13 protein-coding genes and 1 other RNA gene are annotated in these 13,506 nt (G+C 71.0%); 3 read left to right on the plus strand and 11 right to left on the minus strand.

Going from position 1 to position 13,506, the window contains the following annotated elements; all coding sequences use genetic code 11:
- Positions 1-84: 84 nt before the first annotated feature.
- Positions 85-519 carry an Imm32 family immunity protein gene (locus EV186_RS00105; protein WP_133847057.1) on the plus strand — a complete coding sequence of 145 codons (435 nt, stop codon included), beginning with the start codon at positions 85-87 and terminating at the stop codon, positions 517-519.
- Here the strand turns inward: EV186_RS00105 and EV186_RS00110 are convergent.
- The 8 genes from EV186_RS00110 to rnpB form a co-directional block, all read right to left on the minus strand.
- Positions 513-965, minus strand: coding sequence for a hypothetical protein (locus tag EV186_RS00110; protein ID WP_133847058.1), 453 nt, complete (start codon positions 963-965; stop codon positions 513-515). The two genes, EV186_RS00105 and EV186_RS00110, sit on opposite strands and share 7 nt — an antisense overlap.
- Positions 966-977: 12 nt before the next feature.
- Positions 978-1,982 carry a C40 family peptidase gene (locus tag EV186_RS00115; protein WP_133847059.1) on the minus strand — a complete coding sequence of 335 codons (1,005 nt, stop codon included), beginning with the start codon at positions 1,980-1,982 and terminating at the stop codon, positions 978-980.
- A 2-nt stretch (positions 1,983-1,984) separates the two neighbouring features.
- Entirely contained in the window at positions 1,985-2,599 is a 615-nt protein-coding gene (locus tag EV186_RS00120) for a hypothetical protein (protein WP_133847060.1), read from the minus strand.
- A 13-nt stretch (positions 2,600-2,612) separates the two neighbouring features.
- Positions 2,613-4,631, minus strand: a complete 2,019-nt coding sequence (locus EV186_RS00125; RefSeq protein WP_243753735.1) for a hypothetical protein — start codon at positions 4,629-4,631, stop codon at positions 2,613-2,615.
- A gap of 83 nt (positions 4,632-4,714) precedes the next feature.
- Positions 4,715-7,549, minus strand: coding sequence for an ATP-binding protein (locus EV186_RS00130; RefSeq protein ID WP_133848634.1), 2,835 nt, complete (start codon positions 7,547-7,549; stop codon positions 4,715-4,717).
- Positions 7,550-7,655: 106 nt separating this feature from the next.
- Positions 7,656-8,156, minus strand: a complete 501-nt coding sequence (locus EV186_RS00135) for a hypothetical protein (protein WP_208115437.1) — start codon at positions 8,154-8,156, stop codon at positions 7,656-7,658.
- A gap of 15 nt (positions 8,157-8,171) precedes the next feature.
- Positions 8,172-8,456: a hypothetical protein gene (locus EV186_RS00140; protein ID WP_133847061.1), complete on the minus strand. Its 285-nt coding sequence runs from the start codon at positions 8,454-8,456 to the stop codon at positions 8,172-8,174.
- Positions 8,457-8,833: 377 nt separating this feature from the next.
- Positions 8,834-9,227, minus strand: an RNA gene (rnpB, locus tag EV186_RS00145) — RNase P RNA component class A.
- 299 nt (positions 9,228-9,526) lie between these two features.
- On the opposite strand from rnpB, the gene EV186_RS00150 reads away from it, so the two are divergent.
- Positions 9,527-10,771, plus strand: coding sequence for an SLC13 family permease (locus EV186_RS00150; protein WP_243753736.1), 1,245 nt, complete (start codon positions 9,527-9,529; stop codon positions 10,769-10,771).
- 9 nt (positions 10,772-10,780) lie between these two features.
- A complete protein-coding gene (locus EV186_RS00155) occupies positions 10,781-11,218 on the plus strand; it encodes a universal stress protein (RefSeq protein WP_133847063.1) in 438 nt (145 codons plus the stop codon).
- Here the strand turns inward: EV186_RS00155 and EV186_RS00160 are convergent.
- Genes EV186_RS00160 through EV186_RS00170 form a run of 3 tightly spaced genes read right to left on the minus strand, consistent with a single transcriptional unit; the run spans position 11,215 to position 13,504 of the window.
- A complete protein-coding gene (locus EV186_RS00160; protein WP_133847064.1) occupies positions 11,215-11,670 on the minus strand; it encodes an NUDIX domain-containing protein in 456 nt (151 codons plus the stop codon). The genes EV186_RS00155 and EV186_RS00160 overlap by 4 nt on opposite strands.
- On the minus strand, positions 11,670-12,770 hold the full coding sequence (locus tag EV186_RS00165; protein WP_208115438.1) for a bifunctional RNase H/acid phosphatase: 1,101 nt from the start codon (positions 12,768-12,770) through the stop codon (positions 11,670-11,672). The genes EV186_RS00160 and EV186_RS00165 overlap by 1 nt, the downstream gene beginning before the upstream one ends.
- Entirely contained in the window at positions 12,767-13,504 is a 738-nt protein-coding gene (locus EV186_RS00170; protein WP_133848636.1) for a zinc ribbon domain-containing protein, read from the minus strand. The genes EV186_RS00165 and EV186_RS00170 overlap by 4 nt, the downstream gene beginning before the upstream one ends.
- Positions 13,505-13,506 lie beyond the last annotated feature (2 nt).

Genomic DNA, 13,506 nt, shown 5'->3' on the forward strand with positions numbered 1-13,506 from the left:
TCGCCCGCTCAGGAGCGGCCACAAGCGCCGCGGCTCGCTCACCGGATCCACTGCTCACCCGCCCGCCGCTGGCTAAGCTGAGCCGTGATCGTCGCCCTGGACCGCCGCTTCGGCGAGATGTCGATCTTCGGCACCGCGGCCGAGTACCGGCGGTTCGCCGACCTCGTCCGCGCCGGCGGCGGTGCCGTCGACCTGGAGGCCGAGGCCGACGTCGACCCCTTCGACGAGCCGCTGGCCCGGATCGTGGTGCGCCGCACGGACGCGACCACCGTGACGCTCGCGCGTGAGGACCGGGACCTGGTCCTGTCCGGGCCCGCCGAACACCTGCACACGATCGCCCACATCTTCGACGAGTCCGCCGATCAGGACGGGGCGGGCGGCAACGTCCACCTCGACCCGTACCCCGGGCACCACTACCTGGACGAACGCTCCGCCTCGGTGATCCTCAACGACCCCGGCGCGCCCCGCCTCGGGGCGGCGTACCGGGAGTGGCTCGCCGAGCAGCAGCCGCCTCAGTAACCCGGGACGGGCACTCCTCGCGGCGGCGTGTCGGACGTCGCGTTGCGGTGCTCGCCCGGCAGCGGGTCCGCGAACGACACCAGCACCGTGGTCTGTTCCGGGTTCTCGATGCGGCGCCCGTGCCGCTCCCGGTAGACCAGCTCGCCGTCGGTGTCGATCTCCACGATGCAGCCGACCTCGGCCAGTTGGTCCTCGTCGAGGTCCACGAGCCGCTCCCACTTCGACGGGACGACCCGGTACACCGGCCACTGCAGGTGCGCGGCGGCCTGGTGGAACTCGGCCAGCAGCTGCGTGAAGTGTTGCTGCCACACCAAAGGCATGTTCTCCACGAGCGACCGCGGCAGCACCACGTACCCCTGGTCCGTACCCGGCCGGGGCCCGGCCGAGAGGTAATCCCGCAAGGGCGTGGTCGACGCGGGCTGTCGCGCGACCTGGTCGGGATACATGCTCGCCCTCCCTCAGACTCCGGGCCGCACGGCCTGGGCCATCAACTCCGGCTCGCCGAAGCGCACCGCGCGGATGTGCACCGGCACACCCGTCTGCTGCGCTTCGACGATCTTGTTGTCGCCCAGGTACATGGCCACGTGGTGGATGGTCGCCGGGTTGGACGTGTCGTACGCCCAGAAGAGCAGGTCGCCCGGTTTGGCCTGCTCGATGGGCAGCAGCGCGCCCGCGTGGTACTGGTCGCGGGACACGCGCGGCAGCAGGATCCCCGCGTTGCGGTAGGCCTGCAGCATCAGGCTGGAGCAGTCGAACGAGTCGGCCTGGTTGACCGGCGCGCCCCACACGTACGGGTCGCCCTGCTGCTCCAGCGCCCACTGGATCGCGGTGCCCGCGGCCTTGGTCGGTGGCGGCAGCAGGTTGCCCGTGCCGCGCCCGCACCCGGTCGGGTCGGCCAGCTTGCCCATGTCGCCGATCAGGTTGGACGCCATGGGTTCCCAGCGGTGGTACCGGTCCGGGAACGCCGAGCGCTCGACGTCCTGCGCGGACTCGCCCGGCCGCTGGTCCTTCCAGCCGGGGATCTTCTCCAGCACGTCGTAGAACTTGTTGATCGCGTACGCCGGGTCCTTCACCTGCGCCGGGGTGCCCCAGCCCATCGACGGGCGCATCTGGAAGATGCCGAGCGAGTCGCGGTCGCCGTAGTTCAGCGGGCGCAGGCCCGACTCGGTCATGCCCGCCTGGATGGCCACCTGCCACGCCCGCGGCGGCAGGTTCCGCTGCTTGCCGATGGTGATGATCAGGCCCGCGATGCTGCGCTGCTGCGGGGAGAGCCGTGCCGCGTCGATCGCGCCGGACCCGGTGGGTCCACTCGTGGCCGGGCCGAGCGCGGCGTCGCAGCTCATCCCCGCCGCGGCCGCGGTGGCCTGCTCGTTCGAGCCGACGACCGTGTTGATCGCACCCGTGCTCAGCACGACCGTGAAAATGGCCACGGCCGCCACGACGATGATCACCGCGGTCTTCATGGTCAGGTCCCCTGGTCGTAGTGGGTCACTCGCCAGCCCTCGGTCGTCTTGATCAACGTGATGGCCAGGGGTCCGCTGTCGGTCGGGACCCGCACGTCGATCGAGCCGGCGACCGAGGAGATCGCCGTCGCGGGGCCGGTGACCTTGGTGGCGGGGACGTTCGCCGGGTCGATCGACTCCATGATCGTCATGTATTCCTCGGTGGTGTACGGGCGCATGCCCTGCAACCACTGGTAGGTGCTCACGCCGGCCGGGTGGTTGGCCCAGGCCGCCGTCCACCGCGTCGCGACGTCGAGCGCCTCGGGATCCGGCGCGGCGGTCGAGGGCGACGGCGGCGCGGGCAGCCGGGTCGGCAGCGGCGACGACGTCGTCGGCCCCGTGCTCGGCTCGACCGGCGGTGCCACGTTCTGCGTGGTCGACGTCGTGGTGTCGTCCGTGCTCGGGGCGGCGACGGGCTGGCGGCCGGGACCGGACAGCTTCGCCACCACGATGGCCAGGACGGTGACCACCACGGCGAACCCGACGAGCGCGATCACCAGGTGCTTCGGGGAGCGCAGCGGCCAGCCCCAGAGCCTGCGGTACACCGCGGCGCGACCGCGGTTGGTCCTGATCGGCATGTGCTACCTCCCCTCAGCGGATGAACGTGTCGGTTTCCCGCGGCCCGCGGTTCACATCGATGCGGCGCGGCGGCTGCTCCTGCGGGCGCTGGCCCACCTCGAGCCCCCGCGAGGGCCGGTAGACGACGTGCACCGGCCGGCCGGCGACCACCTCGGTGTCCGCGTGCCGGACCGGCGGCGGCGCCTGGGGGCGGCGGGTGAGCTCGCCGGCGCGGTGCTCGGACGGCACGAGCACCCGCTCGTCGCGCTCGTCCCACGCGCTGTCCGAGACCGGTGCGGTGTCCACGACCCGGCTCACCCGGTGCGCGGCCGGGCCGAGCTGACCGCCGTTCGGGCCGCCGCCGACCAGCACGGAATCCGCGCCCGCGGCCGGCAGGTACCCGGCCGGCGAGCCCGACGGCAGCTGCGGGCGGCCGTCCGGGCCACGCCGGTTGTCCATCCGCTCGGACGGGACCATGACGGGGTTGCTGGCCTCGGGGCGTGGCCGGCGGACGTCCTTCCCGGCGGGCAGCGTGTCGGGGTCCATGCCGCGGACCTGGTCCCAGAACTCGTCCTGCGCGCTCGGCGGCTGCGCGTCCCGGCCGCGGAACCGGCTGAACAGCCCGGGTCCGGCCGAGGGCATGGCCGAACCGACCGCGCCGACGGAGAGCTCGACCATCTGGAACATCCGGCGCATGGGCCGGCCGATGACCATGAAGACGATCGTGATCAACGCGGCGAGCGCCATCCGCGCGATCGTCGACAACGCGTTCGCGCCGAAGATCGCGTTGAGCAGCAACACGTGCATGCCGGCGAGCGCCGCGAGCACGAGCACGTTGAGCAGCACGCCTGCGGCCGCACGCGCGACCTTGCGCATGATGTCGTGGTAGAGCAGGCCGATCAGGCCGATCAGCGGCGTGGCGAGCAGGAACACGCGCAGCAGCACCTGGGCGAGCAGGATTCCCGCCTTGGCGAACAACTGGAAAAGCGTGTAGATCGCGCCCTGGAACAACGCCAGGAAACCGGAGCCGGTGCGGCTGCCGTCGGTGCCCTTGAAATAGCCGGTCGCCGGGCCGAGTTTGGTCGAGATGTCCTTGTACTCGGCCTTCTTGCGGTCCAGCTCCTTCTGGTCGACGGTCGTGGTGCTGTCGGTTTTCTTCCACGCCTGCGCGTCGAGCAACTGGTCGCCGTACTGCTTGGCCTGTGGGGCGTCCTCGCTGCCGAACTCGCCACGCAACCAGTTGCGGTAGACCACCCGGTCGTGCAGAAGATCGGGCAGCGAGTCGATGGCGAGTTTGTCCGGTTGATCGGACAGGAAACCCGCCTGCATCTGTGTCGTCCGGTCGAGGAATTGGCCTTCGATCTGTTTGTAGATCGGGCCGATCAACAGGAACGACGTCGCCACCCACATGGACGCGAGCGCCCACATCCCGCGTTTGCTGACCGTCGCGAGATCACCGGTCCAGATGTGTTTGAACAACCAGACCGCGAGCAGCAACGCGACGAGGCCGAACCATTTCACGTAGACGTTGTCGTAGAACAGCTTCGTGCCGCTGTCCACGGCCTTGTCGAGTGGACCGGTCAACTCGTCGTAGGCCAGCGCGTAGTGCAGGCCGTTCGTGGCCGCCACGAAGTTCTTGCCCACGTTGAACAACTGGTTGCCGCCCCAGTTGTCGATCGTGGTGTTCGGGTCGGTGAGGCCCTTGGAGAGCACGCAGTTGTCGTCGTAGACGTGCCACGTCATGCCCGCGTAGCCGTAGGTGCCGTACCGCGACTTGATCGAACCGTGGGTCGGCAGCGGGTTGTCCAGCGCGGCCACCATGCCGGAGTTCGGCCGCTCCGGGTTGGGTGCCTCGGCGCAGCTGTTGTCCTGCGCGGACGCGGCGGGGGCGCCGATCACGACCTGGAGGCCGAGCACCGCGGACACGGCCAGGAACGCAGTGAAGCGCCGCGACCGTGGCCGCGGCGTGTAATCGGGGTCGGCTCGTCTCTTGCGCCGGACGCCCAGCCAGACCGACAGGGCGATGAGCACGAGCAGGGTCAGGAGATCCATTCAGACCGCCCCCGTGAGAAAGCGGTCACGCACCGTGTGCGATCTCGCGCACCGGCGACTCTGGTGGTCCCGTCCCCCCGCCGTCATGCCGCGTCTTCTCCGCGCCGCTTCTTCCCCGAGTCCTGGCCGTCCTGGGGCGGGTCCTGGATCTCTTCGGCCTTGGCGAGCAGCTCCTCTTCGGTGAGCCCGAGCTCGGCCTCCGCCTCGGCCTCGAAGTCCTCGTCGGACATGGCCTGGCTCGGCTCGATCAGGTACTCGTCAGGCACCTGCGGGGCCTGCTGTTCGCTCGTGGCCGACGCGGTGGCCGCGTCGCGCAGCGCGTCCGGCGTGGTGTCGAGCGCGGCACGCAGGTGGTCCAGGTGCCCGCCGGAGAGGTCGATGCGGATGCGTTCGACGCCGCCCGCCCCGTCGCCGAAGATGAACTGGCGCGGCGAGCGGTCGCGCTCGACGACCCCGGAACGCAGCATCGGGCGCCGGCCCAGGCTGGCCACCACCTGCTCGTACCCGGCGCCGACCGGCACCTTGAGCAGCCGCAACGCATCGGCCTGCGCGTCGTCGTCGTCGAGGCGGCCGACGAACACCGAGTCGAGCAGGGTCACGAAGCCCTGGATCTTGAGGAAGTCCGCCGGGATCTGCGAGGACAGCAACACGCGGACGTTCCACTTGCGGGAGTCACGCGCGAACCGGTTCATCAGCACCCGACCGGTCGGCACCTCGGAGAGGAAGAACGCCTCATCGATCCAGACGCCCTTGCGCAGGTCCTTGGGCTGCTCGTAGATCGAGCGCTGGGTGAGCCACGCGGCCAGGTTCAGCATCTCGACGCCGAGGGATTCGGCGTCGGTCCAGTGCTCGCGGCCGACGCCGTCCTTGGGCAGGGTCAGCCCGGCCATGGTGAGCACGGTCAACCGGTCGTCGCGCTGGTCGGTGTACGGGTCGGCGTCGGCCTCCGGGATCAGCAACGACATGCGCTCACGCATCTCGTCGAGGAAGTCGGCCACCACGACCGCGTGCTCGTGGTGCTCGCTGGCGTCGCGGCGCAACGCGTCGAACACCATGCTCGGGTCGGCGTCGATCCGGCCGCCGACCGCACGCACCGCACGCAGCAGCACGATCCGGGTCTGCGGCAGCCGCGCGACCTCGTAGGGCAGCAGACCGGCCAGCACGTCGAGGACCAGGCGGCGGCGGGTCGCGGCGGCCAGAGCCTTCTCCCGGCGCCAGGACCGCTCCGGGTCCTCCTCGTCCATGAAGTGCGTGAGCTGCGGCTCGGCCACCACCCGGTAGGGGTTGAGGATGCCGGGCTGGGCGTTGAGCAGGTTGATGGGCCGCGCGTACGGGCGCAGCTCCGGGAGGTCGCACAGCCGCGCGAGCGGGCCGGACGGGTCGAGCAGCGTCCAGTGCGCACCGGCGCGCAACGTCTTGTAGACGATGCCGCCACCCAGGAACGACTTACCACCACCGAGCCCGGCGACCAGGGCGGTCAGGCCGGACGCGTCGCGGATCTCCTGCGCCATCCACGGGTCCCACGCCACCGGGCGCCGGGTCGTCGTGCAGGTCTCGCCGAGGAGGATGCCGCGGCGGTCGCCGACCTCCGCGGTCGCGGTCGGCACCGACGACGCCGCCCACACCACCGAGCCGCGCCGCAGGTAGGCCGAGGAGGCCAGCGGCTCGCCCGGGATGAACTCCCGCGCCAGCGCGTACTGCGCCTCGGGGTGCTCGATGGCGACCTTCGGCTTGTACAGGTCGAGCAACTGCTGGGCCAGGCGCAACGCGTCACGCTCGGTCGGACCCGAGACGGCCAGCCGCCACCACGACCGCACGCGGGTGGCCAGCGCCGTGAAACCCGACGTCATCTCGTCGTCGATCTCCAGCACCCGCGCGGCCTGGCGGGCCAGCGACTGGGGCGGCTCGAGACCGTGCTCGTCGGTGTAGTGGCGCACCTGCGAGCGGACCTTGGACATCTGCCGCTGCAGTTCGCCCTGCACCTCTTCGGGACGACGCACGTAGATCCGCGCCGACCACTCCACCGCGGCGGGCAGCCGGTCGGAGTGCTGCACCCACGGGTCGTCGATCTCCGGGATCTGCAGGCCGTGCATCTGCCCGACCGTGAGCACCGCGACGTGCCGCGCCACCCCGGCGTTGGAGCCGGTGCGCCCGCGCACGGTGACCGTCGGCGAGTACGGGTCCTGGTGGAAGTCGGCGGCGTCGGTGAAGCTCGCCAGGTCCTCCGGCTCCCAGGTCGCGCCCGGAACGGCGGGCATGTTGCGTGGCGCGGGCAGGCCCAGCGAACAGGACCGGTGCATCAGCCACGACATCTCTTCCGCCGTGACCGGGCGGCCCTCCAGGCCGGCGGAGCCGATGACCTGGTCGAGGTGGTCGACCTCGCTGTCCAGCGCGACCAGCTCGGCGTCGACGGCCTCCGGGAAAACCTTGCGCAGCAAGGGAGCCGCGCGCTCGACGGCCCGGTCGACGACGTTGCGGGTCTGCACCTGGACGCCGAGGTAGACCTCTTTCTCGGCCATCGACCGGCCCATCAGCTGCTGCTGCTCGCCGACCAGGTAGTCGTCGAACGAGAGCGCGCCGGGCACGTCGGGCAGGCGGTTCACGGCGTTGTGCACGTGCGCCTCGGCCCACATGCGGATGGGGTAGGGCCGGGTGGTGACGCGCAGGTGCATCCACCGGCCGTGCAGCTCGGCGTACTGACCGGCGATGGCCGCGATCAGGTCCTGGCGCTGGGAGTCCGAGCGGAACGACCAGCGCTGCGGCGCCAGCCGGTACCAGGCGTAGACGTCGTGACCGGTGCGCACGAGGTGGCCGTCGATCGAGCGCACCGCGATCTCCGGGGTGTAGCTCGGCATCGCCGACTCCCCCGGCAACCGCCGGTTGCGCTTGCTCGCCGCCTTCTTCCCGGCGTCGGTCATCGGCCGGTACTGCGCCGGTGGACGTTCGGGTCGCTCATGCCGCCCTCGCCCCGCCTGCGGCGGCTGCGCGGACTGCTGGTACTGCGCGAACAGGTCCTGTTCGCGCTTACCTCGGCGGCCGAACACCCCGGCGTCCTCCCTTCGCACGGCCCGGTTCCATCTGGGCGCGTGCCTTCGGCGCTTGCGGTTTCCTCGCAGGCTTTCCGTGCGCCTTGCGAGCTTGCTTGCGTGCGGCCTTGTCACTGCGACGCGGCCGCTGCGCATTGATCTTGACCCGGCTGGCCGTGACCGCGCCGCCCTCACCCGTCGCGATCTCCCTCGGCGCGGTCAGCTCACGCAGCCACATCGCCATCACCGAACCGAGCGGACGCTCGTAGGTGATCCGCGACGTCGCCAGCCGCGTGATCAACACCGTGGCCACCATCCCCCACGGGATCGACCAGCCAAATGGCACACCGATACGCCGCTCCACCGTCATCACCAGCAGGAACACCACGGTCCCCACACCCCAGGCGACGTAGCGGACCCGCCACGGCATGGTCGCCTTCGGCGGTCCCAGCCACACGGCGTCGACGCGGTAGACCTCGTCGTCAGTGCGAATGCGCATCGGGCACCAACCCGATCAGCCGGTGAACAGACCGGCGATCCAGGTGCCGATGTTCTTGCCGGCATCCGTGGTCACCGCGAGGCCGATGATCGCGAGCGCGACGATCACACCGCCGAGGCGGCGCATCACTCCGGCGTTGTCGCCCTTGCCGCCACCCAGCCACAGCAGAAGCAAGGCGACCACCAGAAGCAACAGCGGAATGATGTTGTTGAGGATCCATGCACGGACCCCGGAGGTGCCAAGGCTGCCTTGCTGGGCTACCTGATCGGCGACGGTCTCGAGGGTGGTCATGGCGGTCATCGCTTACTCCGGTACTCGGACGTGCGCGTCATGCATACGGGACGCATGGCATGGTCTTTCGGCACTGGACGGTGGGCAGACAGTGCCAGGAGAACACGAAGCCGAGTCGCAAAAAAGACCCGGTCCGCAGTTCACTCGCATGCGACTCTCTTCTTCACACTGGGTGTCGAAAGGTCGCTGGTCACCGCCTTCGTCCTGCTCGTTCGGCCGTCACCCAGCTGGCGCAAGGCAGCCTCCTCCAGGCTTCAGTGACCCCGACACTGGCCTCTCGCGAGAGTACAGGCCGAAAGGCCCGAGCAGAAATCCCGCGATCAACACAAACCGGGCTATTCAAGGTCAATATTCGCTACGCTTCGTGATCGTTCCAGGAAGTGGGGCGGACGAGCCGGCCGTAAGCCGGATTCTGTGCCGCGTCCGCTTGCGCGAAAGCGGCGGCGACCATCCATCTAGGCCTGCCGTTGCCGACAGGCTCCAGCGGCCTACCCGCAGGCTCGGGCGGGCCGCCCTCGAACGCCTGCGCAGGAACCTCGCGGTTCCCTCTTGGCCTTGCTCCGGGTGGGGTTTGCCGTGCCAGCCTGGTCACCCAGGCCGCGGTGGTCTCTTACACGCACCGTTTCACCCTTACCCCGCTTGTGGCGAGGCGGTCTGTTCTCTGTGGCACTGTCCCGCGAGTCACCTCGGGTTGCCGTTAGCAACCACCCTGCCCTTTCGGAGTCCGGACTTTCCTCGGTCCCGGCTCGTGGCCGGGAACGCGGCCGCCCTGCCGACTCGTCCGCTGAACCATTGTGCCAGGGGCCACCGACAGCGCTGACGGTCGGCATGACCTGCGCATGGGCGATTTGTCGCTTCTCGCGCCATCGACCGGGTTTTCCACAGGCGGGCAGTTGTCCACAGATCCGGTCGCGACCCCCTTTCCGCAGGTCAGAGCCGATAGACTGGTTTCAAGGGGTGCCCCCGGGAGGGCGGGGGCTGCCATCGCGCGCGCGAGGCGAACGGCGGATGGGCGGCGAGCGACAGTCGCACCCCGGCCAGTTCGGTCCAATGCCGTCGGCTGCGGTTACGGTTCAGCGGTGAACGGGCCGGTCGCCGTGGTGATCAGCGTCGGGCTGCTGGTCGCCGTCCTCGTGTTCGCGACCATCCGCCCGCGTGGTCTTCCTGAGGCGGTCGCCGCCATCCCGGCGGCCGGGCTGGTCCTGCTGCTCGGGCTGGTCCACCCGAAGGACGCGGGCCAGCAGGTCAGAGACCTCGTCCCCACCTTGATCTTCCTGGCCGCAGTCCTCGTCATCGCGCACCTGGCCGACACGGACAAGGTCTTCACCTGGTTGGGCGAGCACGTCGCCACCGCCAGCAAGGGGCGCCCGCAAAGGCTGCTGACCTTCACCTTCGCCACCGCGGCCGCCACCACCGCCGTGCTCAGCCTCGACGCGACGATCGTCCTGCTCACCCCGGTCGTCTTCCACACCGCGAACGCCGTGCGCCTGCGTGCCAAGCCGCACGTCTACGCCTGCACGCACCTGGCCAATTCGGCCTCCACCCTGCTGCCGGTCTCCAACCTCACCAACCTGCTCGCGTTCGGCGCCTCCGGCCTCGCGTTCGCGAGCTTCGCCATGCTGATGGCCCTGCCGTGGCTGCTCACCATCGCGGTCGAATTCCTCGTGTTCCGGCGGTTCTTCGCCGCCGACCTCGGCGGGCACGGCGACCCGCCACCCGCGCCCACCACGCCCGCCCCGAAGTTCGCGCTGACCGTCCTGGCCCTGCTCCTGATCGCGCTCGGCGCGGGCGTCGACCCCGTGTGGACGGCCGTGGCCGCGGCGGCGGTCCTCGCCACCAGAGCATTGATCCAGCGCAAGGCCACGGTCAGGACCCTTGTCGCGGAGGCCGCGCCCCTTCTCTGCCTCTTCGTCGCCGCCATGGCCGTCGTCGTCGAGGCGGTGGCCGACCACGGCGTGGGCGACGTGCTGACGACCATCACCCCGACGAGCACCAGCCTGGCAGCCCTGTTCGGCGTGGCGGCGGTCGCCGCGGTCCTGGCGAACCTGGTCAACAACCTGCCCGCCACGCTGATCCTGTTGTCGGTGCTCGGCCCGCACGCCCCGGCCGGCGTCCTGCTCGCCGTGCTCCTCGGCGTCAACATCGGCCCGAACGCCACCTACGTCGGCTCGCTCGCCACGCTGCTCTGGCGCCGCATCCTGACCAGGTCGGGCCACACGCCGACACTCTGGGAGTTCCTGCGCCTCGGCGCGCTGACCGTGCCGCTGTGCCTGCTGGTGTCGGTGCCCGCGCTGTGGCTGGCATTGACCGTGACCGGACGGTAAGGAGAGGACATGCGCGTCGTCGTGTGGATCACCGAGGGCACCTGGCAGTCCTGTGTGGACGCGGCGGCCGAGATCACCCCGGCCGACGCGGAGGTGGTCCTGCTCCACGTCCTCGACACCGAACTGGGCGAGGTCGTCCACGGCACCTACGGCGGGCTGCTCGGCCGTGCCGGTCACGACCCGAGCACGCTCATGGCCGGCATGGCCGACACCGCCGAGCGGGAACTCCTGGCCGCCGCGAAGGCGCGGCTGGACCGGCCGTGCGAGACGCAGGTACGTGCCGGTCACGTCCAGCACGAGGTGGTCGCCGCCTGCGCGGATGCCGACCTGCTCATCTGCGCCCGCGACGGCGAACACGACCACCCGGGCCCGGCCAGCATCGGCCACCACACCAGGTTCGTCGTCGACCACACGCCCAGCGCGGTCCTGCTGGTCTGGCCGGATTAGACCCCGTGCCGCAGGAACCGCGGCAACGGCCACCCCTCGTCGCGCACCGCCAGCGTCGACAGGACCCGGCGCGCCAGCCGCGGCGTCAGCAGCGCACGCACCTCGTCCGGCCCGCAGAACCGGAACCCGTCGAGTTCGCCGTCGACGAACTCGATCTTGGCAAGCTGCTGCGCCGAGAGCACACCGCCGTCGAAGACGAACGCGATGCCCGGTACGCCGTCGGCCGCGGAGTCGATCGTGAGCAGCGCCCCGACCGTGATGTCGAGCCCCAGCTCCTCGGCGACCTCGCGGCGTGCGGCGTCCACCGGCGACTCGCCGCGCTCCGACTCGACGACCCCGCCCGGGATCTCCCACGGCTGCTTGTAGGTCGTGTGCACGAGCATGACCCGGCCCGCGTCGTCGAAGAACAGCACGCCCGCGGCCACGACGGCGCGTGGCAGCGGCGGGCGCATCAGCCGGCGGCGGGCAGGTACGAGGTGTCGTTGACCAGGCGGACCGAGGCCATGCCGTCCGGGTAGAACTCCACAATGGACAGTGAAGCCAGGTCGAGGTGCAGGCGGAACAGCAGCGACGGCCCCACGTCCAGGCCCATCCGCAGCAGCGACTTGATCGGCGTGACGTGGCTGACCACCACGATCGTCGACCCGGGGTGCGCGGCCAGCAGGTCTTCCCGCGCCGCGAACACCCGCCGGTGCACCTGGTCGAAGCTCTCCCCGCCCGGTGCCGGCACGGCCGGGTCGCGCAGCCAGCGCGCGTGCAACTCCGGATCCCGCTGCGCCGCCTCGGCGAACGTCAGCCCGTCCCACGCGCCGAAGTCGGTCTCCACCAGGCCTTCGTGCGTCACGACCTTGCCCCCGGCGGCGTCGGCCACCGCGGTCGCGGTCTGCACGCACCGGGCCAGCGGCGACGACACGACCACCGCGCCGGCCGCGTCGTCGGCCAGGCGGACCGCCGCGGCGGCCGCCTGCGCCTGTCCCAGTTCGGTCAGCGGCAGGTCGCTGCGCCCGGAGTAGCGGCGCTGCACGGACAGTTCGGTTTGCCCGTGGCGCAACAACAACATCCGGGTCGGGGTGCCGGTCGCGCCGGTCCACCCGGGTGCGGCCGGGGCGCCGGTCGAGTCGGCGGCGACGGCCTGCGTCGCCCCCTCGGCGTTCGCGGCGTCCATGGCCTCGTTGGCCAGCCGGTCGGCGTGCGCGTTCTCGGCACGCGGCACCCACTCGTAGGTGACCTCGTCGAACCCGGCGGCCAGCTCGCGGGCCCGCCGCGCCAGCGGCTGCATGGACGGGTGCTTGACCTGCCAGCGCCCGGACATCTGCTCGACCACCAGCTTCGAGTCCATCCGAACGTCCACACTGGACGCCCCGGCGTCGGCCGCGGCCCGCAACCCGGCGATCAGGCCCTCGTACTCGGCGACGTTGTTGGTCGCCACCCCGATGCTCGACGCCACCTCGGCCAGCACGACGCCGGTCACCGAGTTCTTGACCACCGCGCCGTACCCGGCGGGTCCGGGGTTGCCTCGGGAGCCGCCATCGGCTTCGACGGTGACCTTCACAGGCCGGACTCCGCGGTCCGCACCAGGATCGCCCCGCACTCGTCGCAGGTCACCACGTCGTCCGCGGCGGCCGCGCTGATCCGGGCCATGGCGCTGCGGTCGATCTCCAGCTGGCACGCCCCGCACCGGCGGTGCTTCAACAGCCCCGCACCGATCCCCCGGTGCTGGCGAACCCGGTCGTAGAGGGCGAGCAGCGGCTCGGGGAACTTCGGGGTCAGGGCCGCGCGCTCGGCCGCGCGCTTCGCCTCGATGCTCTCCAGGTCGGCGAACACGGCGTCGCGCCGGCGCTGCGCGTCGGCCAGCGCCTCCTGCGCCTTCTCCAGCGCCACGGTGGCGTGCTGGGTGTTGGCCTCGGCCGCCTCGCGCTGCTCCATCAGCTCCAGCAGGTCGTCTTCGAGCGCGTTTTGCCTGCGCTGCAACGTTTCCAGCTCGTGTTCGAGCTCGCTGAGCTGCTTGGACGGCAGGCCGCCCTTGGCCAGCAGCGAGCGGTCGCGGTCCTCGCGGGCGCGCACCGCGTCGATCTCCTTCTCCTGCCGTTTGACCTCGCGGTCGAGGTCGTCCAGCGCGGTCCGCACCGAGACCTGGTCGTCGGTGCGGGCCTGCAGCGCGGTCTCGGCCGCGGCGATCTCGGCCAGTTCGGGCAGGGTGCGCCTGCGGTGGGTGGCGCGGCTGAGCTCGGCGTCGATCTCGGCGAGGTCGAGCAGGGCCCGTTGCACGGCTGGATCGGCTTTCACGG

Origin of the sequence: Labedaea rhizosphaerae (genome assembly GCF_004362825.1) — a bacterium.
Taxonomy (GTDB): Bacteria; Actinomycetota; Actinomycetes; order Mycobacteriales; family Pseudonocardiaceae; genus Labedaea; species Labedaea rhizosphaerae.